25 protein-coding genes are annotated in these 25,760 nt (G+C 55.3%); 19 read left to right on the top strand and 6 right to left on the bottom strand.

The features are described from left to right. The first annotated feature begins 11 nt into the window (after window positions 1-11). The 9 genes from trbK-alt to DSL70_RS06090 all read left to right on the top strand — a co-directional run bounded on the left by trbK-alt (window position 12) and on the right by DSL70_RS06090 (window position 9,317). Window positions 12-302: a putative entry exclusion protein TrbK-alt gene (trbK-alt, locus tag DSL70_RS06130; RefSeq protein WP_119307004.1), complete on the top strand. Its 291-nt coding sequence runs from the start codon at window positions 12-14 to the stop codon at window positions 300-302. Continuing rightward, the gene (gene trbL / locus DSL70_RS06125; RefSeq protein WP_119307302.1) at window positions 302-1,639 is read left to right on the top strand and encodes a P-type conjugative transfer protein TrbL; all 1,338 of its coding nucleotides are present in this window, start codon (window positions 302-304) and stop codon (window positions 1,637-1,639) included. Before trbK-alt ends, trbL begins: the two co-directional genes overlap by 1 nt. Next, the gene (trbF, locus tag DSL70_RS06120) at window positions 1,636-2,325 is read left to right on the top strand and encodes a conjugal transfer protein TrbF (RefSeq protein ID WP_119307003.1); all 690 of its coding nucleotides are present in this window, start codon (window positions 1,636-1,638) and stop codon (window positions 2,323-2,325) included. The genes trbL and trbF overlap by 4 nt, the downstream gene beginning before the upstream one ends. Further along, window positions 2,322-3,326: a P-type conjugative transfer protein TrbG gene (trbG, locus tag DSL70_RS06115; RefSeq protein WP_119307002.1), complete on the top strand. Its 1,005-nt coding sequence runs from the start codon at window positions 2,322-2,324 to the stop codon at window positions 3,324-3,326. Before trbF ends, trbG begins: the two co-directional genes overlap by 4 nt. Continuing rightward, the gene (locus DSL70_RS06110) at window positions 3,316-4,437 is read left to right on the top strand and encodes a TraB/TrbI/VirB10 family type IV secretion system protein (RefSeq protein ID WP_119307001.1); all 1,122 of its coding nucleotides are present in this window, start codon (window positions 3,316-3,318) and stop codon (window positions 4,435-4,437) included. Before trbG ends, DSL70_RS06110 begins: the two co-directional genes overlap by 11 nt. Window positions 4,438-4,439: 2 nt before the next feature. Continuing rightward, window positions 4,440-4,703: a DUF2274 domain-containing protein gene (locus DSL70_RS06105; protein ID WP_205563170.1), complete on the top strand. Its 264-nt coding sequence runs from the start codon at window positions 4,440-4,442 to the stop codon at window positions 4,701-4,703. Between the two features lie 111 nt (window positions 4,704-4,814). After that, entirely contained in the window at window positions 4,815-6,008 is a 1,194-nt protein-coding gene (locus tag DSL70_RS06100; RefSeq protein ID WP_119307000.1) for a DUF932 domain-containing protein, read from the top strand. Between the two features lie 150 nt (window positions 6,009-6,158). Further along, window positions 6,159-8,225 carry a ParB/RepB/Spo0J family partition protein gene (locus DSL70_RS06095; protein WP_119306999.1) on the top strand — a complete coding sequence of 689 codons (2,067 nt, stop codon included), beginning with the start codon at window positions 6,159-6,161 and terminating at the stop codon, window positions 8,223-8,225. A gap of 60 nt (window positions 8,226-8,285) precedes the next feature. Continuing rightward, a complete protein-coding gene (locus DSL70_RS06090; protein WP_119306998.1) occupies window positions 8,286-9,317 on the top strand; it encodes a DUF7146 domain-containing protein in 1,032 nt (343 codons plus the stop codon). A gap of 179 nt (window positions 9,318-9,496) precedes the next feature. Here the strand turns inward: DSL70_RS06090 and DSL70_RS22200 are convergent, their stop codons facing one another. Continuing rightward, entirely contained in the window at window positions 9,497-9,634 is a 138-nt protein-coding gene (locus DSL70_RS22200; RefSeq protein WP_162916400.1) for a hypothetical protein, read from the bottom strand. Here DSL70_RS22200 and DSL70_RS06085 point away from each other — a divergent pair. Next, window positions 9,615-10,541, top strand: coding sequence for a DUF2493 domain-containing protein (locus tag DSL70_RS06085; RefSeq protein WP_119306997.1), 927 nt, complete (start codon window positions 9,615-9,617; stop codon window positions 10,539-10,541). The two genes, DSL70_RS22200 and DSL70_RS06085, sit on opposite strands and share 20 nt — an antisense overlap. 11 nt (window positions 10,542-10,552) lie before the next feature. Here DSL70_RS06085 and DSL70_RS06080 read toward each other — a convergent pair whose 3' ends face one another. Both DSL70_RS06080 and DSL70_RS06075 read right to left on the bottom strand, forming a co-directional pair. Further along, window positions 10,553-11,296: an RES family NAD+ phosphorylase gene (locus tag DSL70_RS06080; protein ID WP_119306996.1), complete on the bottom strand. Its 744-nt coding sequence runs from the start codon at window positions 11,294-11,296 to the stop codon at window positions 10,553-10,555. After that, window positions 11,256-11,639, bottom strand: coding sequence for an MbcA/ParS/Xre antitoxin family protein (locus DSL70_RS06075; RefSeq protein ID WP_119307300.1), 384 nt, complete (start codon window positions 11,637-11,639; stop codon window positions 11,256-11,258). Before DSL70_RS06075 ends, DSL70_RS06080 begins: the two co-directional genes overlap by 41 nt. 329 nt (window positions 11,640-11,968) lie before the next feature. Here DSL70_RS06075 and DSL70_RS06070 point away from each other — a divergent pair, with 329 nt between their 5' ends. The 4 genes from DSL70_RS06070 to qatD are packed head-to-tail and all read left to right on the top strand — an operon-like array spanning window position 11,969 to window position 16,762. Further along, window positions 11,969-13,855 carry a KAP family P-loop NTPase fold protein gene (locus tag DSL70_RS06070; RefSeq protein ID WP_119306995.1) on the top strand — a complete coding sequence of 629 codons (1,887 nt, stop codon included), beginning with the start codon at window positions 11,969-11,971 and terminating at the stop codon, window positions 13,853-13,855. Beyond that, complete coding sequence (gene qatB / locus DSL70_RS22840) at window positions 13,855-14,757, top strand: Qat anti-phage system associated protein QatB (RefSeq protein WP_342635286.1); 903 nt, start codon at window positions 13,855-13,857, stop codon at window positions 14,755-14,757. Before DSL70_RS06070 ends, qatB begins: the two co-directional genes overlap by 1 nt. Then, complete coding sequence (qatC, locus tag DSL70_RS06055) at window positions 14,754-16,034, top strand: Qat anti-phage system QueC-like protein QatC (RefSeq protein ID WP_119306992.1); 1,281 nt, start codon at window positions 14,754-14,756, stop codon at window positions 16,032-16,034. Before qatB ends, qatC begins: the two co-directional genes overlap by 4 nt. Then, window positions 16,031-16,762: a Qat anti-phage system TatD family nuclease QatD gene (qatD, locus tag DSL70_RS22865; RefSeq protein ID WP_119306991.1), complete on the top strand. Its 732-nt coding sequence runs from the start codon at window positions 16,031-16,033 to the stop codon at window positions 16,760-16,762. The genes qatC and qatD overlap by 4 nt, the downstream gene beginning before the upstream one ends. Window positions 16,763-16,897: 135 nt before the next feature. On the opposite strand, the gene DSL70_RS06045 is transcribed toward qatD, so the two are convergent. After that, window positions 16,898-17,551, bottom strand: a complete 654-nt coding sequence (locus DSL70_RS06045; RefSeq protein ID WP_119306990.1) for a hypothetical protein — start codon at window positions 17,549-17,551, stop codon at window positions 16,898-16,900. A 538-nt stretch (window positions 17,552-18,089) separates the two neighbouring features. On the opposite strand from DSL70_RS06045, the gene DSL70_RS06040 reads away from it, so the two are divergent. From DSL70_RS06040 to DSL70_RS22725, 3 genes are all read left to right on the top strand, one after another. After that, window positions 18,090-19,195, top strand: a protein-coding gene (locus DSL70_RS06040) for an IS3 family transposase (protein ID WP_119306989.1) whose coding sequence is annotated in 2 segments (ribosomal slippage) — window positions 18,090-18,351 and window positions 18,351-19,195 — 1,107 coding nt in all. Because the reading frame shifts where the segments join, the coding sequence is not laid out codon by codon here. An 825-nt stretch (window positions 19,196-20,020) separates the two neighbouring features. Beyond that, window positions 20,021-21,262 (top strand): type II toxin-antitoxin system HipA family toxin, encoded by a 1,242-nt coding sequence (locus DSL70_RS06025; protein WP_119306986.1) that lies wholly within the window; start codon window positions 20,021-20,023, stop codon window positions 21,260-21,262. Between the two features lie 139 nt (window positions 21,263-21,401). After that, entirely contained in the window at window positions 21,402-21,533 is a 132-nt protein-coding gene (locus tag DSL70_RS22725; RefSeq protein WP_280955336.1) for a hypothetical protein, read from the top strand. Between the two features lie 214 nt (window positions 21,534-21,747). On the opposite strand, the gene DSL70_RS06020 is transcribed toward DSL70_RS22725, so the two are convergent. Both DSL70_RS06020 and DSL70_RS06015 read right to left on the bottom strand, forming a co-directional pair. Continuing rightward, window positions 21,748-24,132, bottom strand: a complete 2,385-nt coding sequence (locus DSL70_RS06020; RefSeq protein ID WP_205563169.1) for a heavy metal translocating P-type ATPase — start codon at window positions 24,130-24,132, stop codon at window positions 21,748-21,750. Window positions 24,133-24,184: 52 nt separating this feature from the next. After that, on the bottom strand, window positions 24,185-24,628 hold the full coding sequence (locus tag DSL70_RS06015) for a heavy-metal-associated domain-containing protein (RefSeq protein ID WP_162916398.1): 444 nt from the start codon (window positions 24,626-24,628) through the stop codon (window positions 24,185-24,187). 208 nt (window positions 24,629-24,836) lie between these two features. On the opposite strand from DSL70_RS06015, the gene DSL70_RS06010 reads away from it, so the two are divergent. Continuing rightward, window positions 24,837-25,208 carry a hypothetical protein gene (locus DSL70_RS06010; protein ID WP_162916397.1) on the top strand — a complete coding sequence of 124 codons (372 nt, stop codon included), beginning with the start codon at window positions 24,837-24,839 and terminating at the stop codon, window positions 25,206-25,208. A 187-nt stretch (window positions 25,209-25,395) separates the two neighbouring features. Next, window positions 25,396-25,755, top strand: coding sequence for an EF-hand domain-containing protein (locus tag DSL70_RS06005; RefSeq protein ID WP_119306983.1), 360 nt, complete (start codon window positions 25,396-25,398; stop codon window positions 25,753-25,755). Window positions 25,756-25,760 lie beyond the last annotated feature (5 nt).

The following is a 25,760-nucleotide window of genomic DNA, read 5'->3' as shown; positions in this document are numbered from 1 at the left end:
CGGGGGCACTCATGAACAGCAAAACCGCAATAAGACTGGCGGCCATTCTCTTTGTCGCAATCGCCATGACGGCAACCATGATCGAGATGCGCCGAAAAGAGCAGCCGCTGCAAGAGAGTTCTGTTCCATCTCTTCAGCCGACCATGGATCCTTTGCGGTCTACGCTGCGCCGTTGCCAGCAAATGGGGGAGGCGGCGGCAACCGATGCTGATTGTCTGGCAACATGGGCCAGGTCGCGGGATCGCTTCCTCGGGAAACCGACCACGTCAGAACTGCCTTCGAATACCGGAGGGCAGGAATGATGGGCGGAACCGGTGTTATCGACAATTTCCTTGGAGTCTTCACCACCTATATCGATAGCGGCTTTGGCCTGCTTGGCGGTGAGGTGGCTTTCATCGCAACCACGCTGATCGTCATTGACGTCACACTGGCAGCGCTCTTCTGGAGCTGGGGCGCCGATGAAGACATCATGGCTCGGCTGGTCAAGAAAACCCTCTTTGTTGGCGTCTTTGCCTATCTCATCAGTAATTGGAACAGCCTTGCCGAAATCGTCTTTGAAAGTTTCGCCGGGCTTGGGCTCAAGGGATCTGGTACCAGCTTCAGCGCCGCCGATCTCATGCGCCCCGGGCAGGTAGCCCAGATCGGTCTTGATGCCGGACGTCCCTTGCTGGAATCTATCTCCGATCTCATGGGATGGGTCAGTTTCTTTGAGAATTTCATTCAGATCGCCTGTCTGCTCTTTGCCTGGGTACTCGTGCTGCTCGCCTTCTTCATCCTCGCCATTCAGCTCTTTGTCACGCTCATTGAGTTCAAGCTGACAACGCTGGCTGGCTTCGTGCTGATCCCCTTTGGCCTCTTCGGCAAAACCGCTTTCATGGCTGAGCGCGTGCTCGGCAATGTCGTCTCATCCGGCATCAAGGTGCTTGTTCTCGCCGTTGTCATCGGTATTGGCTCAACCCTCTTTGGCCAATTCACCGCGGGCTTTGGCGGCATCACACCCACCATCGATGACGCCATGGCGATTGTCCTTGCTGCTCTGTCTCTTTTGGGACTTGGCATATTCGGTCCCGGAATTGCGTCAGGTCTCGTCTCGGGCGGACCGCAGTTGGGCGCAGGGTCGGCCGTCGGCACCGGTCTTGCTGCTGGAGGCCTGATGCTTGCCGGTGGCGCCGCTGCCAGTGGGGCGGGGCTTCTTGCTGCCCGGGGCGGAGCGGCTGCTTTATCTTCTGGCTCGGCTGCAGCTGGGGCGGCCAGCACGGCCTATCGCCTTGGCTCTGCCGGTCAAGGCGGCGCGTCCGGCGTAGCCTCCGGCCTATCCGGCGTCGCGCGAGCCGCAGGCGCTGGTGCCACATCTCCCTTGAAACGGGGCGCAGTCAAAGCCGCCAACAGCTTGCAGACAAGCTTCGCCGAAGGTGTTCGCAGCAGCTTCGAGGCAACAGGTGGCTCATCAACCATGGGTACCATCGGCGCGCCTTCAGCCCCTTCCTCTGATGCTGCAGGCCCTCCCGGTTGGGCGCGACAGATGCAGCGCAAACAGGCGCTCAGTCACGGCACCACCATGGCTGCCCATGCTGTTCGCTCCGGTGACGCCCACAATTCCGGTGCCTCGATCAATCTCCAACCCGGTGACCGCTCATGAACTCGTTTAAAAGATCCACCACCCACTATGGCAAAAGCCCTCAACCCGAAACGCCCTACCAGAAGGCAGCCCAGATCTGGGATGAGCGTATTGGATCCGCCCGCGTTCAGGCACGCAACTGGCGCTATATGGCGTTTGGCAGCCTGTTCCTCAGCATTGGCTTTGCCTCCGCTCTTGTTTGGCAATCTGCCCGGGGAACCGTGGTCCCTTGGGTCGTAGAGGTTGATAAGCTTGGCGAGGCCCAACTGGTCGAGCCTGCCTTGGCGGACTATCTGCCAAACGATCCGCAAATCGCATGGCATTTGGCCCGCTTCATTGAAGAGGTTCGCGGCCTCTCTGCCGATCCGATCATCGTGCGTCAGAACTGGCTCCGCGCCTATGAATTCACCACCGACCGGGGAGCAACGGCACTGAATGACTATGCTCGTACCAGCGATCCCTTCGATCGGGTTGGCAAGGGACAGGTCGCCGTCGAAATCTCCAGTGTCATCCGCGCTTCGCCAGATAGCTTCCGGGTCGCCTGGATCGAGCGCCATTATGAAAATGGCCAGCTGGCCCGGACCGAACGCTGGACCGCGATCCTCACCATCGTCATCCAGATGCCGCGAGACGTGGAGCGCTTGCGTGCCAATCCCCTCGGTATCTATGTCAACGCACTCTCATGGTCGCGGGAGATGAGCCAATGAAAACCCCGACAGCCCGTCAACGCAATTTGGTCTTGCTGATTGTCTCTGGCTCGCTGCTTGTCGGCTGTGCCAGCAACCGCACACCTCAATTCAGCTATGATGACACCGTGCCATCCTTGCCGCCATCGCCGAAACTCACCGCAGACGATGATATGCTGAAGCCCCTGCATAAACCTCCCGTCTGGAAGGTGGCTCATGGTGGTAACAAGGCGGATAGCCCAACCGGACGCATCGACAATGCCAATGCGGCAGCACGGATCGAACCCCGTCGCGAAGGCTATTATAACGCCATTCAGATCTATCCCTGGAGCGAGGGCGCCCTCTATCAGGTCTATGCAGCGCCCGGCCAGATCACAAATATTGCGCTCGAACCTGGCGAGAGCCTGACCGGAACCGGGCCGATCGCTGCCGGTGATACGGCTCGCTGGATCATCGGTGATACGATGAGTGGGGCAGGGAATAGCGCCCGCGTACATATTCTGGTCAAGCCAACGCGTCCTGATATCGCGACCAATCTGGTCGTCACCACAGATCGGCGCAGCTATATGCTTGAACTGAGAGCTAGCGAAACCTCCTATATGGCCTCCGTCGCCTGGGCCTATCCGCAAACGGCTAAAGCAAAGTCAAAGCTGCCAGCAACCCCAACGATCCCTGCCGTATCCGCCCGCCATTATCGCTATGCCATAGAGGGTCAAAGGCCACCCTGGCGTCCGGTCTCTGTCTTTGACGATGGCCGCCATGTCTATGTGGTCTTCCCGCGCGGCATCATTCAGGGCGAAATGCCGCCACTCTTCGTCCTCGGGGCCGATGGAGAACCGGAGATCACCAACAGCCGTGTCTATCAGAACATCCTGATTGTTGATCGTCTGTTCGGAGCTGCCGAACTGCGACTGGGCAGCGGCAAGACCCAACAGACGGTCAGGATCCGGCGCACCAATGCTCCGCATTCTCCAGCACCAAAGCTCGAGGGTTCGCAGGGAGGCATCCGTCATGACAAGTAATGACAAGACGGAACCGATGCGCCTGCGTGCCGATCCGCCACGAGTGACCCGCCTGTCGCGCAAGATGCTGGCCTCGGTCGGTGCCGTCGCGCTCTTCATCGTCGGTGGGGCGCTGATCTATGCCTTGCAGACACCGCAGAGAGATACCACCCGAGAAGAGCTTTATTCCACCCAGAACAGGCCGAGCGCAGATGGTCTCAGCAACCTGCCTGCTGACTATACCGGCCCCATTCTCGGACCGGCTCTTCCCGGTGATCTGGGGCGTCCCATTCTTGCCGCGCAACGGCGAGGGGAGCCGGTCGAACCACCCTCGATCACATCTCCCACCAAAGATGCGGAAGCAGAAAAAAGGCTGGCCGAAGAGGAGGCCGCTCGCATGAGCCGGGTGTTCTTCCAAACCGTTCAAAGCAACACTCGTTTGGATCAAGGGTCCCCTCAAAATGCCATGCCGCAATCCAGTCTGGCTGGGTCGCAAGATCGACATGCGTCTTTCCTTAACGGTGCGATAGATCGCCAGACCGTTGCAGCGGATCGTATCGCCGCTCCGGCCTCACCCTATATTCTTCAGGCTGGCTCGGTCATTCCGGCGGCTCTCATCACAGGCATTCGTTCCGATCTTCCCGGCCAGATCACCGCGCAGGTGACGGAACCCATCTATGATAGCCCGACCGGATCCCATCTACTCATCCCGCAAGGCACGCGCCTTATCGGGCAGTATGACAATGGTGTCGCCTTTGGTCAGCGCCGGGTGCTTCTGGTCTGGAACCGGTTGATCCTTTCCAATGGTCGCTCAATAGTCCTTGAACGCTTGCCGGGTGCTGATGCCAGTGGCTACGCAGGTCTGGAAGATGGCGTCGACTATCATTGGTGGGATCTGATGAAAGCAGCCGGCCTTTCCACGCTGTTGTCCGTTGGTGCTGAGCTGGCAAGCGACGACGAGGATCGGCTGATCCGGGCCATTCAGGATGGGGCTCAGGACACCATCAACGATGCAGGCCAGCAAATCATTCAACGCCAATTGCAGATCGCACCAACACTCACCATCCGGCCAGGTTTCCCGGTCCGGATCATCGTGACCCGCGATCTGGTTCTTGAACCTTATGGGAGGTGATCATGGCCAAGCTCAAATTGGGACCTCTTGCCGACGACAAGCCGGTCAAACTGACAATCGAATTGCCCGCGGAACTCCACAAAGACCTTGTCCAATATGGCGCAATTCTCGGCCGCGAAACCGCTGGCGCACCAATTCCGCCAGCAAAGCTCATCGCCCCGATGCTGGAACGTTTTATCGCTACGGATCGTGGCTTTGCCAAAGCGAGACGCGAAAAGGCCAAGCCCAATTTGGAGGGGCCTGAAGGAGGCGAGCAACAGGACTGACGTCCCGGCAGGAAAGAAGGGACATTCTGAGAGGGAGAGGAGGGGTGTGGGAAGGGTGACGGGTTGGATGTCAGAGAAGAGGTCTCCGACGCCCGTCATGGAGTAGATCCCATGACCATGCAAGTTCTGGAAGCAAATGTTGATGCCAATGCTGGCTATAAGGTTGATCTTGATCGCGGCGAGAGAGTGGGGCGGGTATCATCGGAATGGTTCTCGCGTCCCGATGATGAGCGCTATCTGTCCCTCGACACATTGGCCGAGGCTGTTCGCACCCGCGCGGAATATAGCCGCTCCCGTGTGGTGGAGAGCGCAGCCATCCAAGTTGAGGCCAGTCGCGATAATCCCGAAAGGCTGACTTTGATGCTGCCCGGGGCAAATGCTCCGACGATACCGACCCATTGGAGCTTTGGTCAATTGGCCAGTCAGGTCGGCGCACCTGCTGCCTATCTGCGCCAGCTTCCCGCAGCTCTTGCCGGTATCAATTTGCAATATGGCCTTGCAACGCACCGTGCCGAGCAGATCAAGACCTATGAAACTGAGAGCGGGCGTGTTGAATTGCGTGCGGTGACCGGACCGGACTATGGCCGCATCTACGATTATGAACTGGTTGAAGCGGTGCAGCGGATCGCCGGAAATGGTACCGGTGACACGCGCTGGAAGGTGCCCGGTATACTCGATTGGTCAACCGGCATCTATAATCCGCACATGGATATCACCAAGGACACAACGACGCTTTACGCTTCAGATCGCGATGTTTTCCTCTTTCTGGTCGATGACCGCAATCCGATCGAGGCTGGTCGGTTGCCCGATGGCTCGCCCGATCTGTTCTTCCGCGGCTTCTACTGCTGGAACAGCGAAGTGGGAGCCAAGACGCTGGGCATCGCCAGCTTCTATCTCCGCGCTGTCTGCCAGAACCGCAATCTTTGGGGTGTCGAGGACTTCCAGGAGATCAAGATCCGGCATTCCAAATATGCCGCCTCCCGCTTTGCTCATGAGGCAGCGCCAGCCTTGCGCAATTTCGCCAATTCATCGCCCACTCCCTTCATCAACGGCATCAAGGCTGCCCGCGAACGGATCGTGGCGGGCAGTGATGAAGACAGGTCAGACTTCCTGCGCAAGCGCGGATTCTCGAAAGCCGAGACAGGAAGGATCATCGACATCGTGCTGGATGAAGAAGGGCGTCCTCCGGAAAGCGTCTTTGATTTTGTCCAGGGTATCACCGCTCTGGCCCGGACCAAGACCCATCAGGATGTTCGCCTCGATATGGAAGGGCGAGCTAAAAAGTTGATGGACCGCATCGCTTGACTGAAGGGGTGAAGACCCCTGCATGCAGATCAGCATGCCTCGGGCGCGATGGCGCAGGTCTCTTCTGAGAGGAAGAGGGCTGTGCCTTGTTTCGTGACGGGTTTGATGGTTCGGGAGAGTGGCTTCCGACACCCGTCCGGAGTAAAAACCATGGCAAATGCCGATCAGAAAATTACCCTCGCATCTTCGCGCGATATTCCCTTCAACAAGCTGACTCTAAGCCAGTCCAACGTTCGCCGCATCAAGTCTGGCGTGTCAATTGAGGAACTGGCTGCCTCTATCGCTCGACGCGGCCTCATCCAGTCTCTTCATGTCCGGCCCCAGCTTGATGGGGAGGGCAAGGAAACGGGCCTCTTCGAAGTGCCTGCCGGTGGTCGTCGCTATCGGGCATTGGAGCTTCTGGTCAAACAGAAGCGCCTCAACAAGACTGCACCCGTGCCCTGCGTTATTTCTGAGATCAGCGATGAGATCCTGATCGATGAGGTTTCCCTCGCTGAAAATATCGAACGGGCCCCTCTGCATCCGCTCGATCAATTCCGCGCCTTTCTTGCCATGCGCGACAAGGGCATGAGCGTCGAGGAGATCGCTGCGGCCTTCTTCGTTTCGGCCAAGGTAGTCAAGCAGCGTCTGCGGCTGACCGCTGTCGCTCCGGCCTTGCTCGAGTGTTATGCCGAGGATGAACTGACCCTTGAACAGCTCATGGCCTTCACGGTCAGCGAGGACCATGATCGCCAGCAACAGGTCTGGGACGCCCTGAGGAACAGCTGGAACAAGGAACCCTATCAGATCCGTCGTCTCCTGACCGAGAATGCGGTTAAGGCAAGTGACCGTAGAGCCCGCTTCATCGGCCTTGACGCCTATGTGGAAGCGGGAGGCGTTATCGTGCGCGATCTCTTTGAGGAAGATGATGGCGGATGGATCGAAGATGTTCCCTTGCTCGAACGGCTGGTCACCGAGAAGCTAAAGGCGGAAGCAGAAGCCATTGCTGCCGAGGGCTGGAAATGGATCGAATTGTCTATCGACTTCCCCTACGGCCATACCTCTGGCCTTCGGCGTCTGATCGGTAAAGCCTTGGAGCTGTCAGAGGCGGAACAATGCGAACAGGCTGGGCTTCAAGACGAACTGAGCGAATTGGAAAGCCAATATGCTCAGGTAGATGAACTGCCCGAAGAGGTGGACACTCGGCTTGGTGCCATCGAAGCCGCACTTGAAGCTTTTGAGCATCGACCTGTCCAATTTGACGAAGCCGACATCAAGCGAGCTGGTGTCTTCATCAGCATTCGCCATGATGGTCAGCTCTTCGTTGATCGCGGCTATGTCAGACCTGAAGACGAAGACCTTGCAGAGCCAAACAGCATTGACGAGATGTCAGATCTCAAGACCCCTGAAGCAATTACTTCGGCGACAGGTGGGATGGGTGAAGGTTTTATCGAGACCGAAGAGGAAGAAGACGGTGTCAAACCGCTGCCCGAAAGACTTCTCGTCGAACTGACCGCTCATCGCACATTGGCGCTCAGAGACGCTCTGGCGCACAACCCGGAGATCGCCATGACGGCATTGCTGCATAAACTGGTTCGGGACAGCTTTTTGCCTTACCCAGCGACGGGAGCGTTGGAGGCTTCAGTCCGACAGGTTCATTTCCCGGTGCAGGCGAACGATCTCAAGGATAGCCCTGTCGCGACATCCGTCGAGGAACGCCATGAACGCTGGGGTGAACGCATTCCGGCCGACGAAGCTGCCCTTTGGCATTGGTTGGGTGAGCTAGATGACCGCGATCGCATGGCATTGCTGGCCCATTGCGTGAGCTTTGGTATCAATGCTCTTCACGAGAAGCCAAATCCTTATGGGGGAGCCGGCATCAGCGGTCATGGTTTGGATATTCGGTTGCGAGAGGCGGATCGTCTCGCGCATGCGACCGGGCTCGATATGGTCACGGCCGGTTGGCGCCCGACGGTTGAGAACTATCTCGGTCGGGTTACCAAAGCCCGCATTCTGCAGGCTGTACGGGAAGGGGTCGGTGATCGGGATGCCGAACGCATCGCACATCTCAAAAAGAGCGAGATGGCAGAAGAAGCCGAACGGCTGCTAGCTGACAGTGGCTGGTTGCCTGAGCCACTGCGGATGAATGGCGATGATATCGAAGTCACCGAGACTGATGAAATCGATACCGAGCCAAAAGCGGATGATGACGAGGAACATCCCGTCGCCGCTGAATGAACCAACGATGGGGCGAAGTGTCTCGCCCTATTGTCTACCAAGAATCCGGAGAAACGCGCCATGTCCCACCTTTCAGCCTCTGATATAGCTGAGCGCCTTGCCGCTGGGGCAGAGGCCGTGTGTCGTCATTATTTGTCTGCAGGGCGAAGGCATGGCAATTACTGGCTTGTTGGCGATGCGCGGAACACCCCGGGTCGCTCTCTCTATGTTCGCCTCAAAGCGACTGACAAGGGCGCAGCAGGAAAATGGACAGATGCTGCCACCGGCGAGCATGGCGACCTGCTTGACATCATCCGTGAGAGCATGGGGCTCATGGATTTTGTCGACGTGATCGAAGAAGCGCAAAGCTTTCTCTCTCTGCCCAAGGATGAGCCTTTGCCATGGGAGTCGAAGCCCTCTGCTGAAACAGGTTCTTCAGAGGCGGCACGACGCCTTTTTGCCATGGCGAAACCCATCAGAGGAACGCTTGCTGAGACCTATCTCAATCACCGCGGCATTGGCGAGCTACGGGACGCTTCCATGCTGCGCTTTCACCCGAGCTGCTATTGGAAACCGGAAGGAGATACCCCGACCGAAATCTGGCCGGCCATGATCGCAGCGGTGACCGACCTTGATGGCCGGATTACGGGCGTGCATCGCACATGGTTGTCACGGGACGGGCGCAGCAAGGCTCCACTTGATCCTCCACGTAAAGCCTTGGGGCATCTGCTTGGACATGCGGTTCGCTTCGGCACAGTAAGAGACATTCTGGCTGCAGGAGAGGGTATTGAGACCATACTGTCCTTGCGGCAGATCCTACTTCCTATTCCCATGATGGCTGCACTGTCGGCCGGGCACCTGACTGCCATCCAGTTTCCTGCGTCATTGAAGCGGCTCTATATCGTGCGCGACCGGGATCCTGCCGGCGATGAAGCATATAGGCGGCTCAGCATGAGAGCACAGGGCGTTGGGATCGAGGCGATAGGCTTGATGCCGATGCTGGGGGACTTCAATGAAGACCTCATCCAACTCGGACCCAATGCCATGCGGACTTGTTTGCGTGATCAACTCGCACCTGACGATTGGAGCCGCTTTCGAGGCAAGGACGAGTAGCGGATCCTGGCGAGAATAGAGTTGATGTTAGTGCGGCGATAATGGGCCTCCCTCATCGTTTGGTGGGACCGCACCTGGCCTTCGTGAGGGCGAGCGGCCCACAAGCCAACCGGTCAGGCAATGGCGGCACCCGACTAATATCCGTCGGCGGGAGGCCCGCCTTTACAGCGCGAAGCAAATTAGTCGGGCTTGGCCATCTGGGCCCTTGCAAAAGGCTGGGCTGCCAGGCCGGTGGTCCCGTGGGCATTTGTCGCCATGAAGGCCGCAATGGTTACGGTCCAATCGATGGAGAGCCCCATGAATGCTTCTGATGACATCACCTCAGAATCCATTTCGTCGCCAACCGATCATATCGTCCAGCAACTTGAGCTCTACGGCTATCACCCCGCTGCGGGGGAGATTGATCCGCGTGACTCGCCGGAGGACCATAGCATCGAAGGTGCCGTCGCTGATATCTTTGATGCCCTTGTCGCCACCATGTCAGACACCAGCCTTGATCCCGACCTCCCTGAAGTCCTCTGGTCCATGGTCAATATCTTCCATCGCGCCTTGGACAGGGTCGAGCGTAAGCTTGACGATAACGAGCAAGCACAAAAGCGTCTTCAACGCGAACAGGATGGCTCCGAGGTGAAATCCGTCCAGCTCGAAACCCTGATTGCTATGGGGCAGGGGCTGTTGGACCGCCGTAATAGCTTGGAGCAGTTCCGCGAAACCGCAGCAGACCACTTTGCCAGCTTCACCGGAACGCCTTGGACGCCAAGGACCGGCTCCCGTGTTGACCATCGCCATCTGACGGCTGCCATGATCGACAGTCGCGACTTCATTGCCGCCAAGCACCGCTCCGAGAATGAAACCCTTCTTCCACCTGGCGTGAAAATCGCCTTCTCAGGTGGCGATACTTCAGAGCATCGCCTCATCTGGGACAGGCTCGATCAGGTTCTTGCCAAGCACCCTGACATGGTGCTGCTGCATGGTGGCTCACCCAAGGGAGCCGAAAAGATTGCCGCTCTCTGGGCCTCTCAGCGCAAAGTACCTCAGGTCGCCTTCAAGCCTGATTGGGCCGCCCATGGCAAAGCTGCCCCCTTCAAACGCAATGACCTGATGCTTGAAACTCTGCCGATTGGGGTCATTCTCTTTCCGGGCACTGGTATTCAGGAAAACCTCTCGGACAAGGCCCGCAAACTCGGCATTCCCGTCTATCGCATCAACCAAGGTGGCGCGTAAGCGCCATCCACCTAATTCAGGCGATCATCGTCAAAGTCGCCCTTCCGAAACTCAAGGCTGAGTGCAGGGAAGGAGCAAATGGCCTGAGCCACGTCCGGGCGGATATGAATATGCCATGTTTGATGGGCTATCGGCTCTGGTGAGGCGAAAGCGACAGGTTCCAGTACCGCCAGATTGGCACCGGATTTCGGATCTCGAACCGATTGGTAGTGAATGATCTCCGCCTGCGCTTCTCTTGCCTTGTCTGAAAGATCAAGACAGGCATTGTAGTCCTGTTTGCTTGCCCAGAGTTCCGCATCCTGCGCCAAAGGATCAGACATCAGATCCAGCATTTTCGCTGTTTTGAGAGCCACAGCAAAAGCAGTGTGGATCAAGGCATTGGTCGGGAAGGGAGTATCCGGCGATTCCGAGAAAAAGAGATAGCGGTAGAACACCGTCTCAGCCATCGCCGTCTCGACCCGTTCGGACGCATAGAAGACACCGGGTGTCATGCCTGCTCTCCGAAAGCGGGATGCATGCGGATAGGGCTTATAGCGAAATGGCGTGAACAACAAAAAATGGAGATGGGCACAAGCTTCGGGCACTTGCGGCTTGACCTCATCGAGCATTTCTTCCAATAGCTGCTGTTCATCAAGCGTATCGACCAGCTTTTGGGTAGATATCTGGTGTTGAGCCTCTACCACCCGCCAGCCAGTGCCATCATACGGAGCAAGCTCAGATGATAGCGCGTCGACTGTCCAGATAGTTTGAGACATTCAAAAGCCCTGCAACACTCATGATGGCATCAAGAGGCGTAGCCTCCAGCGCCTTGTTTCTGTTCTTCATCCATTGACGGGCAACCACTTCGTCACCGCCTGTGATCGCATCCAACGAACGAAAAACCCGCACAAGATGCAAGGCCAACTCAAATTCCTTGGAACCCTCATCGAGCACAAAGCCGCCCTTCTTCATGCGCGAAACGGTCGGAGGCGAGAGGCCAATCACACCAGCCAGTTGGCCAGCCGTTAGCCCAAGACGTTCAGCGGCACCAAGTACGGCCTTGGTCGCCACTTGCCCACGTGATGCGTTCGCTTTTGCTGCGTTCAGAACCTGTCGCATGTTCTTCTCCATAATTTCTATGGAAAATATAGCATAAAAAAATTTCAGATGAAAGGGTGTTGTAGTATTCAAGCCGCGAATGATGAAGGCCCGCGGGCTGACCAATAATATGCTTTTATTAAAAGAGCAGGGTTTGCTGACACTTCCTGCAATTCGATACCGATGAATCTGACGTCTGTTGCTTGTGCTACTACCGTGCTGTTTGCGTTGTAATTCCTTTGCCTAGTATGCAACAACGCTTTTCCTTTTGACGATAAGCTCAGATTGGTATTTACTCAACGTTAAGTAGCATATTTTGAATAATTTCCCTCTGAAGCGGCGAGCGCTGAATGTGGTCTGATAACGAAACAATTCGAGACTTAGTTAATTTCTCGCATGTGGCCAAGATTGCGGCAGAGAGGATTGTCGAGGCAAAAGGCGACCCTTTGTCGCTAGGAATTTCAGGTGATTGGGGTGTTGGAAAATCCTCTATGATGAAGTTGTTGCGCACCTCCCTGGAGGAGCGCAACGATGTGAATATTCGTTTCGTTGAGTTCAATGCGTGGCTCTACCAGAACTACGACGATGCCCGCGCCGCGTTGATGGAGACCATTACCGCTGCAGTGGTCGATCAGGCTTTAGAGAAAAAGGACACCCTGGGTGAAAAGGCGCTCAAGCGTGCTGCGTCCCTTCTCGGTCGGGTCAAGAAGCTCCGTATTCTCGGTATCGCAGGATCAGCCCTTTTTGATTACGTGACGCAGGGGAGTGTCACGCCCTTCGTCGCTGGTGGGATCTCGGCGGTCAGCGGCCTCCTCGATGGTGATGTAACTGGCGATGATTTGAAGAAGGTCAAGGAGCTAGGTGTAGAGGGGATTAAGAACGCCAAGGAACTCATAAAGGATGGCGACGAAGAAAAGGTGAGCGATGAAACGCCGCGTAAGGCCATCCAAGCGTTCCGAGACGATTTGGAAGCCACGCTCGCCGACCTGGATATCACCTTGGTGGTGATGATCGACGACCTAGACCGTTGCCTACCGAAGACCGCCATCGCTACGCTCGAGGCAATGCGCCTCTTCCTCTTTCTGAAGCATACCGCATTCGTCATCGCTGCCGATGAGCGTATGATTCGGCAGGCTGTTCGTTCGCATTTCGAGGAGGTCGCGCTCAACGATGATCTAGTCACCAACTATTTTGACAAGCTCATCCAGCTTCCTATTCGGGTGCCTCCGCTCGGGACACACGAGGTCCGATCCTATCTCATGATGCTCTTCGTTGATGCAGAGGCTTCGTTGGAACCGGAGCTGAAGGAGGAGATCCGTATCGCTGTCTGTCGTCGCCTAGGAAGAACCTGGAAGGGCGAGCGCATCGATAAGGCTTTTGTTGCCGGACTTATGCAAAGCTGTCCACCGGGGTTACTTAACCGGCTTTCGCTCGCGGAACGGATTGCTCCTCTCCTCACAACATCGCCGAATATTCAGGGCAACCCGCGGCTTATCAAGCGCTTCCTCAATACGCTGTCATTGCGATCTTCAATGGCACGTATTCAAGAGGTGGTGGTGGACGAAGCAGTCTTGGTGAAACTGCTGCTTTTCGAGCGGTGCGGAGACAAGGATGCCTACGCGGAACTTTTGCGCGCGGTAAATGAAGCCGAGGATGGACGCGCTGAATTTCTTGCGGACAAAGAAGCGAATGCGCGTGGTGACTCTAGGGAACCGCCTACGGAAAAACCTTGGAACGACGCATTTCACCAAAACTGGCTGGCGCTCGATCCCCCCCTCGCGGAAAAAGACCTCCGCGGGGCATTGTATGTCGGTCGAGAAAGCCACCCAATCATTTCACGTGCCGATGAGCTATCGTCCGAGGCGCTCGAGACCTTGGACATGTTGCTGCGTATGACATCTGCAAGCGCAACGGTTGATGCGGAGGTCGCCCGCTTGACCAATCAGGAAATCGGGCGACTTACCGATAAGGTCATCGCGAAGGCGCGGCAGGAGACATCTTGGGGTGTACCAAAAACCCTTAATGCTTTGCAGTCGCTCGCGGGAGCATCTCCGTCGGCGGAAGCATCGGTTATAGCATTCTTCAGCGAAGTCCCTTCAAGTCAAGTCAAGCCAAGCATTGTGCCACGCTTGAGCCAAGTTGAATGGGGGAAACGCGTTCTGGCTGAGTTTTTCACGCGCCCTGACCTGCCGACTCCAGCCAAGAATGCAATTGGTAAAGCGGGAAAGTCTAAGTAATGGGTACTTCAGCTTCGAGCCGCGGCCCTGGTGCCGGTCCTGATATTCCGATCGTCCCGCCGTGGGTTGACGATCCGCCAGGGCAACCCAATCAGCCTCAGCCTCATCCTCAGCCTGAAACTCCTGTACAGCCAGCTCCAGGTGGCCCCGGTCACGCGCCTCAGCAACCGCCCGCAGCGCCGCAGCAACCGCAAGTGCCTCCTCAACAACCTCCGACCCCCTCGCAACCTGGTCGCTGGCGAGGGGCGAGAACATCGCTTGGTAAATTCGCAGGCGGTGGTGACGGCCGCGACAAGCACCTGAAAAGAGGGCTCGGCCACTACTCACGCAGCGGTATGGGCGGAAGCAGAAATGCGGCTCGCAGAATGGGAGGTTCCGCCAAGGCGGCAAGTGTTCTGCATGGTGCCTTGACCTCGCTTGCAAGCGGACAGCCGCTTCCCCAGGAACTCGGGATCGACCCCCAGACGCTGGCTGGCCGGACGCCGGTTGAACTTGCAGATATTCTTGTGGATGCCATCAGGCCGATCGATGGCACCCAAGATGCTGAGGTGACCCGAGACTCCGTGGCACGGGCGCTATCGGACATCTTGGTTCAACACAATGATCTCACGAATCTTACCACCGAACAGGTTGACCAAGTCACTGCATCGACGCTTGGCTACGATGTTGCGCATCGTATCGAACTCGACGTCGGGAAGGCCATCATCGACAAGGCTCCGACCAAGGGGGAAGGGCTGGAGAGGCTCCAGGAAATGAAGGACTACATTCGCGAAGTTGTAGCGGCTGAGTACGCGGCTGAACGAGCGCGTGGGAGTGTCGTCGGACACAGCAGTATTGAGCGCATATCGCGAGAAGCGATCCAGCAGACATTCGAGGTTTTTGAAGAGGAGGCTGGCCTGTGACGAGCGTAGCTTGCCTTCCTCAGGATTTGCCGGACATTCCAGACACAGATATTCGTTTCGACATCTATACGAATTCTCGGACGCCCGGTCGCGGGCGAGTGGGGGATCTCGTACCGGGGCGGCTGCGCCGACACGGTCTGTTTCCGTCCGGGGCTGCGTGGGATTTCATGTCTTTTGCCATGGCCGTTGTCGCAGCAGATGAAGCCGTTTCGAGGGGACGAAGCCCGGATGGATGGACGCGTAAGATCGATCTCACGGTTGCGGTTTCTGATCCAGCGACTTGGAACTCAGAAATCGGACGCCTTACTCAAGCACTTCGTTTCCTTTCTGGAGATATGTGGAGTGTACATTTCATTGCTGGCGGCGGAATGCCATTCCCCCGCAATCCTAGACTCCCGCGACCAGAGGATATGATCTGTCTCCTCTCTGGGGGGATGGATAGTCTCATAGGGGCGATTGATGCGGTGTGTGAAGGACATCATCCGCTACTGGTTAGCCAAATGGCGAAGGGCGACACTAAGGATCAAAAAATATTTGCCATGAACGTGGCTCCCAACAGTTTGCACCTTCAGCTCAATCATCACGCTCGACCGCCTTGCACGTCGGAACGCTCCCAAAGGGCGCGTTCAATAGCCTTCCTAGGCTTTGGTGTAATGGCGGCGACATGCCTTCAACGCCATGCTGATGGCGCTACTGTTGAACTCAGGATGCCCGAAAATGGCTTCATTAGCCAGAACGTGCCGCTTACCCCTCTGCGCACAGGTTCTCTTTCAACGCGCACAACGCATCCCTATTTCTTGCGGCTCGTCCAGCAAACATTGGATGCAGTCGGTCTGCGGGTGCACATCAGAAACCCCTATGAACTTCAGACCAAGGGGGAGATGCTTAAAGGATGCAAAGAGCAAGCCCTTCTGGCAAAGCTCGTTGATGCATCTACCAGCTGCGGTCGCTATTCTCGTACCGGTTTCCAACACTGTGGACGCTGCGTTCCATGTCAAGTTCGTCGCGGGGCCTATCTCGCATGGGGCCAACCAGACCATACGTTAAAAGGATATAAATACGAAGATCTTGGTCTGGCGGATGCGCGTCACGCAGCTTTTGACGACGTTCGCTCGGTTGCAATTGCTATAGAGACTGTGCGAAGCCATGGGATTGATGCACTGATAGGAGGATCCATAAATGGTCAGCTGTTGGGTGATCCGACTCCCTATCGCCTAGTCGTGGAAAATGGTATTGCTGAACTTGAAGCATTGCATAAGAAGCTGGGTGTTATTTGATAGATTTCCACTGCCATATCGATCTCTACTCTGATCCTGCTTCAGTGCTCCGTGGGGTTGATGCTCGTGGCACCTATGTCCTCGCTGTAACGACGACGCCTAAGGCTTGGCGTGGTACCACAAAGCTCATAGGGGCCAGGAGGCGCGTGCGGGTCGCCTTGGGCCTGCATCCAGAGTTGGTGGCACAACGCTATGGCGAGGTTGCGCTGCTCTGTGGCCTGTTACCAGAGGCTCGATTCGTTGGAGAAATCGGTCTGGATGGGAGCTCTGCGCATCGTGACAGCTTGGATCTACAGCACAATGTTTTTGAGCGGATATTGGCCGCTTCTGCGAAACACGGTGGCAGGATTATGTCCATTCATTCTCGCGGAGCAGCAACGCTTGTTTTGGATACGCTGGAGAAACATTGGGGCGCTGGCGTTCCAATCCTTCATTGGTTTAGCGGCTCACATCAAGAACTTGAGCGCGCGATCGCTATGGGCTGTTGGTTTTCCATCGGACCGGCTATGCTGAAATCACGAAAAGGGCGGGAACTTGCGTCGAGGATGCCTCTGAAACGGGTTTTGACGGAGACCGACGCGCCATTCGCTCGAACCAATTCAAGACCACTAATGCCGTGGCAGGCATACGACTGTTTGACGGAACTGGGTGCAATAACTGGAACAGAGCCTGATGAGCTCAAATCTCAAATCCTCGACAATCTCCGATCACTTCCGCATACGATCTAGTAATGCATCATAGCTCTTCATTTGGTCGTCATTTTTCAGAAATTATTTGACCAAATCGTGGACGTAGTATTCGCGACGATATATAGAGCTTGCGCGGGGCTTCGTGCTGGTATTGGGGTAACACGCCAGCCAGCTTCAATTCTCCAAGCGTAGCACGGGCACGCAATGCTTCTCAATGGTCGCCACCTGTTCATCAATCTCGCGATCCAGCTCGTTCTCCTTTGGCGTCGGGTAGCCCTCCCAAAGAACTGCCTCAATGCTCTCGCGGAATTTGCGGTCGGTGTTCTCCTCGAAGCGATATTGCGCTTGCACGGCGGCATTGACTCGCTGGAACTGGTGGTTCAGCGCTTCAAGCGCCAACTCCAGTTTCTCACCAAACAGTGCCCTCGCCATTGGCTGGCATTCCTCAAGCAACTTGCGGTCGTCCATGACTGCGTTCAAGCGAGTGAAGTAGAGCTGCGCTATTGTCATCTTTTTTTTACCCGCTTCGTCGCCGGGTAGCTCGCCCTTCTCCCTGAGGTAGTCCTCCGCCTTCTGCTGCTCGTAGCCCCAAAGCATGGGCGCACGGACGAGAGACAAGCCTCGCCGCACCTTGTAGGTAGCCGTCAGGATGCGTTCGGCCTGTTCAATGCGCCGTTGTGAGAGCGTCTGCTTCCGCCAGCTATCGAAAGTATTTGAGGCTAAATATGCGGCCCCGATGACGGCGAGAGCGCCGATGACTGTTCCTACGCCCGACAGAACGTCACCTAACGCAGCCCATTCCGTTGCGGTCCACGCTGGTTCCATCATTGCAAACTCACTGCCTTTCGGTTGAACTTCGCGAGGCTGTTGGGCTGAAGCCGCAATGCCATTAGTCCGTGCGGTAATTGCATCCTGAAGTGCTCGGCCACTTCTCTGCTGTTTGAGAAATCCTTGATAATAGTACTTGCGCTTTTTCGATCATTCAAGGCGACACGCTGATCGACGGCTATACTATATGTGCACAGGCGAAGGGCTCTCGCCCTGAGTGAGATCTACTTTGAGGAACCGCAACTCAAGCCTCGCATGTCCGATTATGGGATTTATCCGATTTTCTAAAACCCGCAATGTAAATTGCCCCCTAGAATTGTAGACACCTTGTTCCCTAAAATGAGGCAAGGAGGCCGTCATTGCTAAAAGCCGTTTCTCTATTGACTATAAAAGTAGGCGACAATTTTATAAAAAATGCATGCAATTTAAAGATTGTATTGATAGTCTATGCAACTGCTGCTCTGCGCCCTAAAAACTGGATCGTTTTGAATTAGAGTTTTCCGCGCTATTCTTCTGGCTGAGAGAAGGAGAGAAAGCGATGAAAGCCTCGAAGTTTTCGGACGCACAGAAGGCGTTTATTTTGAAGCAGGGTGATGATGGCGTACCCGTTGCAGAGATTTGCAGGAAGGCAGGCATCAGCCAGGCGACCTATTTCAACTGGAAAAAGAAATATGGTGGGTTATTGCCTGATGAGATGCGCCGTCTAAAAGCCCTTGAAGACGAGAATGCCAGACTGAAGAGGATTGTTGCGGATCTGACGCTGGACAAGGAAATGCTCCAGGATGTTGTGCGCCGAAAGCTCTGAGGCCTGCCCGCAAGCGCAAGCTGGTGGATGAGATCCTTGTCGATTGGGGGATTTCGATCAGGCGAGCCTGTCGTGTTCTTCTGTTCGATACCTCAAGCTATCATTACAAGTCGCGTCGTACCGGTCAGGCCGCCCTTGAAAAGCGGATCAAGGAGATTTGTGAGACACGCGTGCGGTATGGATATCGTCGCGTCCATGTGCTGTTGCGTCGTGAAGGTTGGTTGGTCAACATGAAGAAAACACGTCGGATCTACAAAGAGTTAGGACTGCAGCTCCGGAACAAAACACCGAAGCGCCGGGTCAAGGCCAAATTGCGGGAAGATCGTCAGGAGGCCTTCAGGCCGAATGATATTTGGGCGATGGATTTTGTTCACGATCAGCTAACAACAGGAAAGAAACTCAGGATTCTGACAATCGTCGATATCCATTCACGCTATAGCCCTGCTTGTGATCCACGCTTCAGCTATCGTGGCGAGGATGTCGTTCAGACGTTGGAGAGGATCTGTTCTGTCAGCGGCTATCCATCAACAATCCGGGTCGACAACGGCAGTGAGTTCATCTCCCGCGATCTCGACCTATGGGCCTATGTAAACGGGGTGATCCTGGACTTCTCAAGACCAGGGAAACCGACGGACAATGGCTTCATTGAGGCATTCAACAGCAAGCTTCGCTCGGAATGTCTGAATGCAAATTGGTTCATGACCCTTGCGGATGCGCGCGAAAAGTTGGAGACTTGGCTCAAACACTACAATGAGGATCGGCCTCATTCGGCAATCGGATACAACGTCCCGATTGCTCTGCATAATCCCAGTGGCGTAACCAGCCCGTCACTGTTATGAAAGCCGGAAAAATCTAATTCCCGGCGGTCCAAACTTGGGGCTCACGGCAATAGCGCGGAAAACTCTAATTCAAAACGATCCAATTTTAGGGCGCAGAGCAAGATCTTGAAAACCAAGGAAAGGGTGTGTCCGCCTCTCCAGTCGGTGGAAGACCTTGCTGCACCAAAAAGGTGAGTTGCGGTAACTAACGCAAGATCAAGCTTGTGACTTCTGTTCTCCTTACGTATAGCAGTCACCAACTCTCCCACTTCACCGTCATTCCCCAGGCATATCGGGGCTTGGCTCATCCTCTAGACCTTAGCGCTATCGCCTGTGGCTCTGTCGCCGAAAGAACTGCAGTTTTAGCTCCAATAGGTGCTTGACCAAAGAAGTCCACTGTTGCTGATAGAGATATCGTCATAATTCCCAGTTATCGTAACTGGGAGCCAAAGCTTGTCAGTAAGCCGTAATGCTCTAAGTCTATCGCATGATTAAATTTGCTGTTTTGTAAAGTCTGTGTTACATAATTTGAGGTAACGGTAAAAGGGCTTTACAAATGGCGGAGCCAGTCAAGATATCTCCTGCGACCAAAAGGCAACTTCGGACTATTGGGGGCAAACTCAAGCGAGCAAGGCTTTTGAGACGACTGCCAATGGATCTGGTTGCTGAACGGGCAAGAACTTCGCGACCAACCTTGCAACGAGTTGAGGCCGGTGATCCCAACGTTCGAATTAGCACCTATCTTATGGTTATGCAGGCTCTGGGCCTTCTTGACGAATTTAGCCTGGAAGATCCTCTTGATGCCGAGCTTTCGAACGAGCAATTGCCGAGTAGGATACGTCTGACATGAGCAACATCGAAGTTTTTCTCGATGCCTATGGCAATCTGCGCCGTGTGGGGCTGTTACGAAGACATGCGGGAGCGGGCCGAGAGCGCGTTACTTATGAGCATGATGAGAAATGGCTCGAAATGCCCGAAGCATTCCAGTTCGATCCGTCTTTGCCACTGACAAGAGGCATCCATACCCCTCCAGGAAGAAAGGAAATGTTCGGAACGCTTGGTGACAGTGCTCCAGACACATGGGGGCGTGAGCTCATGCGCCGGAAGGAGCGTCGTGCTGCAGAGCTGGAGAAGCGACAGGCACGTGCTTTGCACGAAACGGACTTTCTTCTTGGAGTCCTTGATGAAACGAGGCTTGGCGCACTACGGTTTCGCTTTGAGGGTGAAGAGGAGTTTCTGGCGCCAAGAGGCCAGGGAGTACCAACTATCGTTGCTCTGGGTAAGCTTTTGCAGGCATCTCAGCGAATCTTGCGTGGTGATGAATCAGATGAAGACTTACTTCTGATTTTTGCGCCCGGTTCATCATTGGGCGGTGCGCGGCCCAAAGCGTCGGTTCTTGATCAGTATAACAATCTTTCCATCGCTAAATTTCCTAAGGAGACGGATGTCTATTCGATCTCTCGTTGGGAAGCTATTGCATTGGACATGGCCAGAGATGTTGGCATCTCCACTATCGACTATGATCTTATTCCCAGCGATTATGGCCCCGTTTTCATAACAAGGAGATTTGATCGAGCTGAGGGACAGCGCATTCCCTTTATCAGCGCAATGGCAATGACAGAACACAACGACGGAGATGAAGACGGCAGTTACCTTGAGATTCTCGATGCTCTTGCCGACCATGGTGCTGATCCGAAGAAAGATCGTATAGAGCTTTTCCGGCGTATCGCATTCAGCATCTTGAGCAGTAATACCGATGACCATCTGCGCAATCACGGCTTTCTTTGGCAAGGCCGCCGGGGATGGGCGCTCAGCCCTTGTTATGATCTCAACCCTGTACCCGATGCTCCACGCATTTTAAAGACGCGTATTGATTTCGAAGACGGCACGGCATCATTGCGTTTGCTGGGAGAAGTTGCGGAGTATTTTGGCACTCAAAGCGTGACAGACGACATTATTCGTCAATGTGTCTCGGTTACCAAAAACTGGAAACAATATGCCCAAAGACGGCATGCCCCACAGGGGGAAATAGCCAGAATGATACCGGCCTTTGAACACGAAGATCTGGAATATGCACTAACAATATAGCATTCCGCTCAGATGCGACCGAGAAGCCACCGCCTTGGGAAGTGGTCCCGATCTTCCAATTGTTGATGGCGCATGCGCCCATGCTTGCCGCTGAAACGGGATGGTCTGTTGATACCGACCAAACGATGAAGGCGCCACCATGACCATCACGACCTCAAATAAAACCGAACTTGAGAAGATCAAGGCGCTCGGTTTTTACGGTGTGATGACAATCGGAGCGCATCACCAGATGCATCATCTGATGATGGCAACGGGCATCAACCCGCACTGATCGGGGGAGGATCACTTAAGCAGATATTTGACGAGTGCAGCGATGATCAGAAGGCCGATGACTAGAATGATCCACATCCCGATGCCTCCAAAACCGAAGCCCATTCCGAACCCCATCCCTGTGCCATGCATGGTTTTTCTCCTTTTAAAAATCCCTTTTCCTGTCTTCTGCTCACACCTTCAGACCCGATTCCCTTTGCGACATAAGGCACCATCTACAGATCTATGCGTCGCAACCTCAAGGCATTGGCGATGACCGACACGGACGATAGGCTCATGGCCGCCGCCGCAATCATCGGCGAGAGCAGGAGGCCAAAGACCGGATACAGAATACCTGCGGCCAGAGGCACGCCTGCCGAATTGTAGACAAAAGCGAAGAACAGATTCTGTTTAATGTTTCTGAGCGTTTTTGTTGCCAGCTTTCTCGCCCGGACAATGCCCGCAAGGTCCCCACCGAGAAGCGTAATGCCCGCGCTTTCCATGGCCACATCCGCGCCGGTGCCCATGGCGATGCCAACATCTGCCGCAGCAAGGGCAGGGGCGTCGTTGACCCCGTCGCCAGCCATGGCAACGAAGGCTCCAGTTTCATGAAGCTCTTCGACAAGTGCCTTTTTGCCCTCGGGCAAGACGCCAGCCCGCACGTCATCTATCCCCAATTTGCTGGCGACGGCCTCTGCTGTGCGTTCATTGTCGCCCGTCGCCATGATGACGGTGAGTCCCAATTCATGCAGATCCCTGATCGCCTGAGCGGTGCTTTCCTTGATCGGATCAGCAACTGCGACAATCCCGGCGAGTTGCCCATCGATAGCCACAAACATGGCGGTTTTGCCTTCTTCCTGTAGAGCAGAGGCTTTCTTGGATGCCTCATCCGTGTCAATCGATAAAGCGTCCAACATGGCGGCGTTACCAAGAGCGACATCCTTGCCTTCGACAAGACCTTTGACGCCTTTACCGGTCATGGCTTCGAAATCTGACGACTCGCGCCTTTCAACACCTCGTTCCTTGGCACCGCTCACGATGGCTTCTGCCAGTGGATGCTCTGAGCCGCGCTCCAACGCTGCGGCCATTGCCAACACGGCATCTTCACCAAGGTCGCCAAGGGAAACCACATCGGTCAGCTTGGGCTTGCCCTCCGTGAGAGTGCCGGTCTTGTCGACAATCACTGTGTCGACCCGTGCCATGCGTTCCAGCGCCTCGGCATCCTTGATGAGCACGCCTGCTTGGGCACCGCGTCCTGCTGCTGTGGTGATGGAGATGGGCGTTGCCAGACCAAGCGCGCAGGGGCAGGCGATGATCAAGACCGAAACGGCAGCTGCAAAGGCAAAGGCAAGCGCAGGATCGGGGCCAAAAATCAGCCAGATGACAAAGGCCAGTAGCGCCGCTCCGACAACCGCCGGGACGAAAATCGCCGAAACCTTGTCCGCAAGCCCCTGAATGGGCGCGCGGGACTGCCTAGCGCTGGAGACCATACCGACGATCTGGGACAGCACCGTTTCTGATCCGATGTGGGTTGCGCGAATGGCCAGAGTGCCGTTCTTGTTGATCGTTCCGCCAGTTACCTTATCACCTTCGTTCTTCTCGATCGGCACCGGCTCACCCGTGATCATGCTCTCGTCAACCGACGAATGGCCTTCAGTCACCTCTCCGTCCACCGGAATACTGTCGCCGGGACGTACGCGCAACAAGTCTCCTGCCATGACATGGTCCAGTGGCGCGTCATATTCGCTGCCATCGGGCAGGATACGTCGCGCCGTCTTAGGCGCTAAATCGAGGAGAGCCCGAATAGCATCGCCGGTCCTCTCACGGGCACGCAGCTCGAGCACCTGACCAACGAAAATCAAGGCGACAATGACAACCGAAGCTTCGAAATAGGTACCGACTCCTTCGGCACTCCGATACTGCTCGGGGAAGACACCCGGAAGGAAAGTGGCAAAGAGAGAATAGATGTAGGCTGCACCGACACCGAGCGAGATCAGCGTCCACATGTTGGGCGAGACATTACGGATCGAGTCCCATCCGCGTTTGAAGAAAGGCTGTGCCGCCCAGAAGACAATCGGCGTGGCGATGACAAATTCCACATAAGCAGCCATCTGGTGACCGATCCAGTCACGCACCGTAATCCCGACCATGCCGCCCATGGTGAGGATCATCAGGGGGATGGCAGCGGCAACGCTCACCCAGAGCCGCCGAGTGAAATCGACGAGTTCTTCGGATGGCTCATCAGTGGGAACCGTCGGTTCCAGTGCCATGCCGCATTTGGGGCAGGAGCCCGGTTCGTCGCGGATGATCTCCGGGTGCATGGGACAGGTCCATTGTGTCCCCGGCTGGGTCTGTTGGCCCGCCTCTCTGGAATTCCCGGAGGCATAGAAATAGGGATCGGCTTTGAACTTTTCCTGGCAACCATCAGAGCAGAAATAGAAGGTTTCCCCATCATAGTCTTGGGAACGCACACCATCCTTGATGGTCACCTGCATGCCGCAAACCGGATCGGTCGCGCTCTTCGTGCCCGGTTCGGCCATATGACGGTGATGATTGTGATCGTGATGATGCTGGTGATCATCATGGTTACGGTGATCGTGTGTGTGTTCCTGATTGTCCATGACAGGCTCCTGTCATCCTGTTTTTTGTTTATGGGAATGCGACGGGCCCGGATCAGGCCGCATCGCTTTCCGTCTTGGTGAGTGTGGTGGGAAAACCGAGCTCGTTGACGATGCTGGCGAGTTGTTCCGGGCTGGTGCGGCCTTGCCAGTATTTGACGGTCGCCTTGCCATCAGCGAGATCCACATTGACATGCAGAACGCCCGGTGCATCCATTAGGGCTTCGTTGACCGATTTGACGCAGCCATTGCACTTCATTTCGTCTATCGATAGCTCTGCCAACCGCGTCACGGCAGAATAACCTATTTTATCAAATGCCTCTGATAATTTTTTCTCATCGATCGGTTGATCAAATGAGATGGAAATCGTCTGTTGGGCAAGGTCAACGCTTGCGCCCGTAACCCCGTCGATATGCTGAGCAACTCTCTCTGCATGCTTTGCGCAGTTGCCGCAAGACATGCCCTGCAATTGATATGTGCCATTCATCGTCGTACTCATGAGGATACTCGCTGTTATGACCTCCCGATGCCGGATTTTAGCCGTCGCATCGCAAGATCTGCTCATTGGATATCCTCAACATGGTGTTTCCAGTAACTAGAAGGTCAATGGCCCTGTGCGTAAATTGTTCCAGAGAAAATTTGCCTTGACCTTCCGGTTACTGGAAACTCTATAAAGATCTCTCAGAAGGGCGTAATCCTCTGTACCAATGGGTTTCAAAGAGAAGCAAACTAGGACAACCATGTCTCGACGATTGCAAAGCATGATCGCTGCGATACTCCTGCTGTTTGGGCTTTTTGCCGGAGCAGGGCAAAGCTTTGCGCTCGGACATTCAGAGCCTGTTTCCTGCGCCGAAGCGACAGTGACACTTGGTACAGTGGTTGCAGAAGTTCCCGGCTGTGATCAGGGCATGTTTCACCAGACCTGCACCTCCGATGGTGTCTGCTCCTTCCTGATTCTTAAAAGTGCCACCAATGCATCTGAAGCTCGTCTACAGACGCTTCCCTATGCTGCGACGGTTGCCAATCTGACCGGTTCGCGCACACCCCCGGATACGCCCCCTCCGATCTTTTTGTCTTGATCCTTCCCGGCCGAACTGCCGTAAACGCCACAGGTGCGTTCTGCGTCAGACATCGCGTCGGGTTTATGTCCTCAACTGTACCGAAATCGCCTTCAGGCGAGCGGTGCAAGCCGGTTGATCTTACCCTAAAGACAAAAGGCAAGGCCAACCGGACTGATCCAGACAACGCACTTATCGGAGATAATCCATGCGCAACTTTCTTCTTTTCACCACCACCAGCATTCTCGTCGTTCTGGGGATCAACGCGGCTTTCGCCAACCCGGCACACCACCCCGATCAAGCAGCGAAAACCATGCAGGGCGACATGATGGGCAGTCCAATGATGTCGCAGACTATGATGTCTCAAAGCATGATGATGAACCCGGACATGATGATTGTTATGCTTGACACGGACGGGGACGGATCTCTTTCACTTGAAGAGTTCCAAAGCATGCACGAACGCATGTTCGCCTACATGGACAAAAACAAGGACGGCAAACTCGAGGCATCTGAATTCGCTTCCCACCATGCCGGCGGCATGATGATGAACAACAGCAAGCAGAATTGAGAGTA

It is taken from the genome of Cohaesibacter haloalkalitolerans (assembly GCF_003574655.1).
GTDB lineage: Bacteria > Pseudomonadota > Alphaproteobacteria > Rhizobiales > Cohaesibacteraceae > Cohaesibacter > Cohaesibacter haloalkalitolerans.
This window is presented reverse-complemented; position numbering and strand designations above follow the sequence as displayed.

Excerpts from the sequence above, each read along its gene's own strand:
- trbK-alt (WP_119307004.1), top strand. The coding sequence starts at position 12 with ATGAACAGCAAAACCGCAATAAGACTGGCGGCCATTCTCTTTGTCGCA.
- trbL (WP_119307302.1), top strand. The coding sequence starts at position 302 with ATGGGCGGAACCGGTGTTATCGACAATTTCCTTGGAGTCTTCACCACC.
- trbF (WP_119307003.1), top strand. The coding sequence starts at position 1,636 with ATGAACTCGTTTAAAAGATCCACCACCCACTATGGCAAAAGCCCTCAA.
- trbG (WP_119307002.1), top strand. The coding sequence starts at position 2,322 with ATGAAAACCCCGACAGCCCGTCAACGCAATTTGGTCTTGCTGATTGTC.
- DSL70_RS06110 (WP_119307001.1), top strand. The coding sequence starts at position 3,316 with ATGACAAGTAATGACAAGACGGAACCGATGCGCCTGCGTGCCGATCCG.
- DSL70_RS06105 (WP_205563170.1), top strand. The coding sequence starts at position 4,440 with ATGGCCAAGCTCAAATTGGGACCTCTTGCCGACGACAAGCCGGTCAAA.
- DSL70_RS06100 (WP_119307000.1), top strand. The coding sequence starts at position 4,815 with ATGACCATGCAAGTTCTGGAAGCAAATGTTGATGCCAATGCTGGCTAT.
- DSL70_RS06095 (WP_119306999.1), top strand. The coding sequence starts at position 6,159 with ATGGCAAATGCCGATCAGAAAATTACCCTCGCATCTTCGCGCGATATT.
- DSL70_RS06090 (WP_119306998.1), top strand. The coding sequence starts at position 8,286 with ATGTCCCACCTTTCAGCCTCTGATATAGCTGAGCGCCTTGCCGCTGGG.
- DSL70_RS06085 (WP_119306997.1), top strand. The coding sequence starts at position 9,615 with ATGAATGCTTCTGATGACATCACCTCAGAATCCATTTCGTCGCCAACC.
- DSL70_RS22200 (WP_162916400.1), bottom strand. The coding sequence starts at position 9,634 with ATGTCATCAGAAGCATTCATGGGGCTCTCCATCGATTGGACCGTAACC.
- DSL70_RS06080 (WP_119306996.1), bottom strand. The coding sequence starts at position 11,296 with ATGTCTCAAACTATCTGGACAGTCGACGCGCTATCATCTGAGCTTGCT.
- DSL70_RS06075 (WP_119307300.1), bottom strand. The coding sequence starts at position 11,639 with ATGCGACAGGTTCTGAACGCAGCAAAAGCGAACGCATCACGTGGGCAA.
- DSL70_RS06070 (WP_119306995.1), top strand. The coding sequence starts at position 11,969 with ATGTGGTCTGATAACGAAACAATTCGAGACTTAGTTAATTTCTCGCAT.
- qatB (WP_342635286.1), top strand. The coding sequence starts at position 13,855 with ATGGGTACTTCAGCTTCGAGCCGCGGCCCTGGTGCCGGTCCTGATATT.
- DSL70_RS06045 (WP_119306990.1), bottom strand. The coding sequence starts at position 17,551 with ATGATGGAACCAGCGTGGACCGCAACGGAATGGGCTGCGTTAGGTGAC.
- DSL70_RS06025 (WP_119306986.1), top strand. The coding sequence starts at position 20,021 with ATGAGCAACATCGAAGTTTTTCTCGATGCCTATGGCAATCTGCGCCGT.
- DSL70_RS22725 (WP_280955336.1), top strand. The coding sequence starts at position 21,402 with ATGACCATCACGACCTCAAATAAAACCGAACTTGAGAAGATCAAGGCG.
- DSL70_RS06020 (WP_205563169.1), bottom strand. The coding sequence starts at position 24,132 with ATGGACAATCAGGAACACACACACGATCACCGTAACCATGATGATCAC.
- DSL70_RS06015 (WP_162916398.1), bottom strand. The coding sequence starts at position 24,628 with ATGAGTACGACGATGAATGGCACATATCAATTGCAGGGCATGTCTTGC.
- DSL70_RS06010 (WP_162916397.1), top strand. The coding sequence starts at position 24,837 with ATGGGTTTCAAAGAGAAGCAAACTAGGACAACCATGTCTCGACGATTG.
- DSL70_RS06005 (WP_119306983.1), top strand. The coding sequence starts at position 25,396 with ATGCGCAACTTTCTTCTTTTCACCACCACCAGCATTCTCGTCGTTCTG.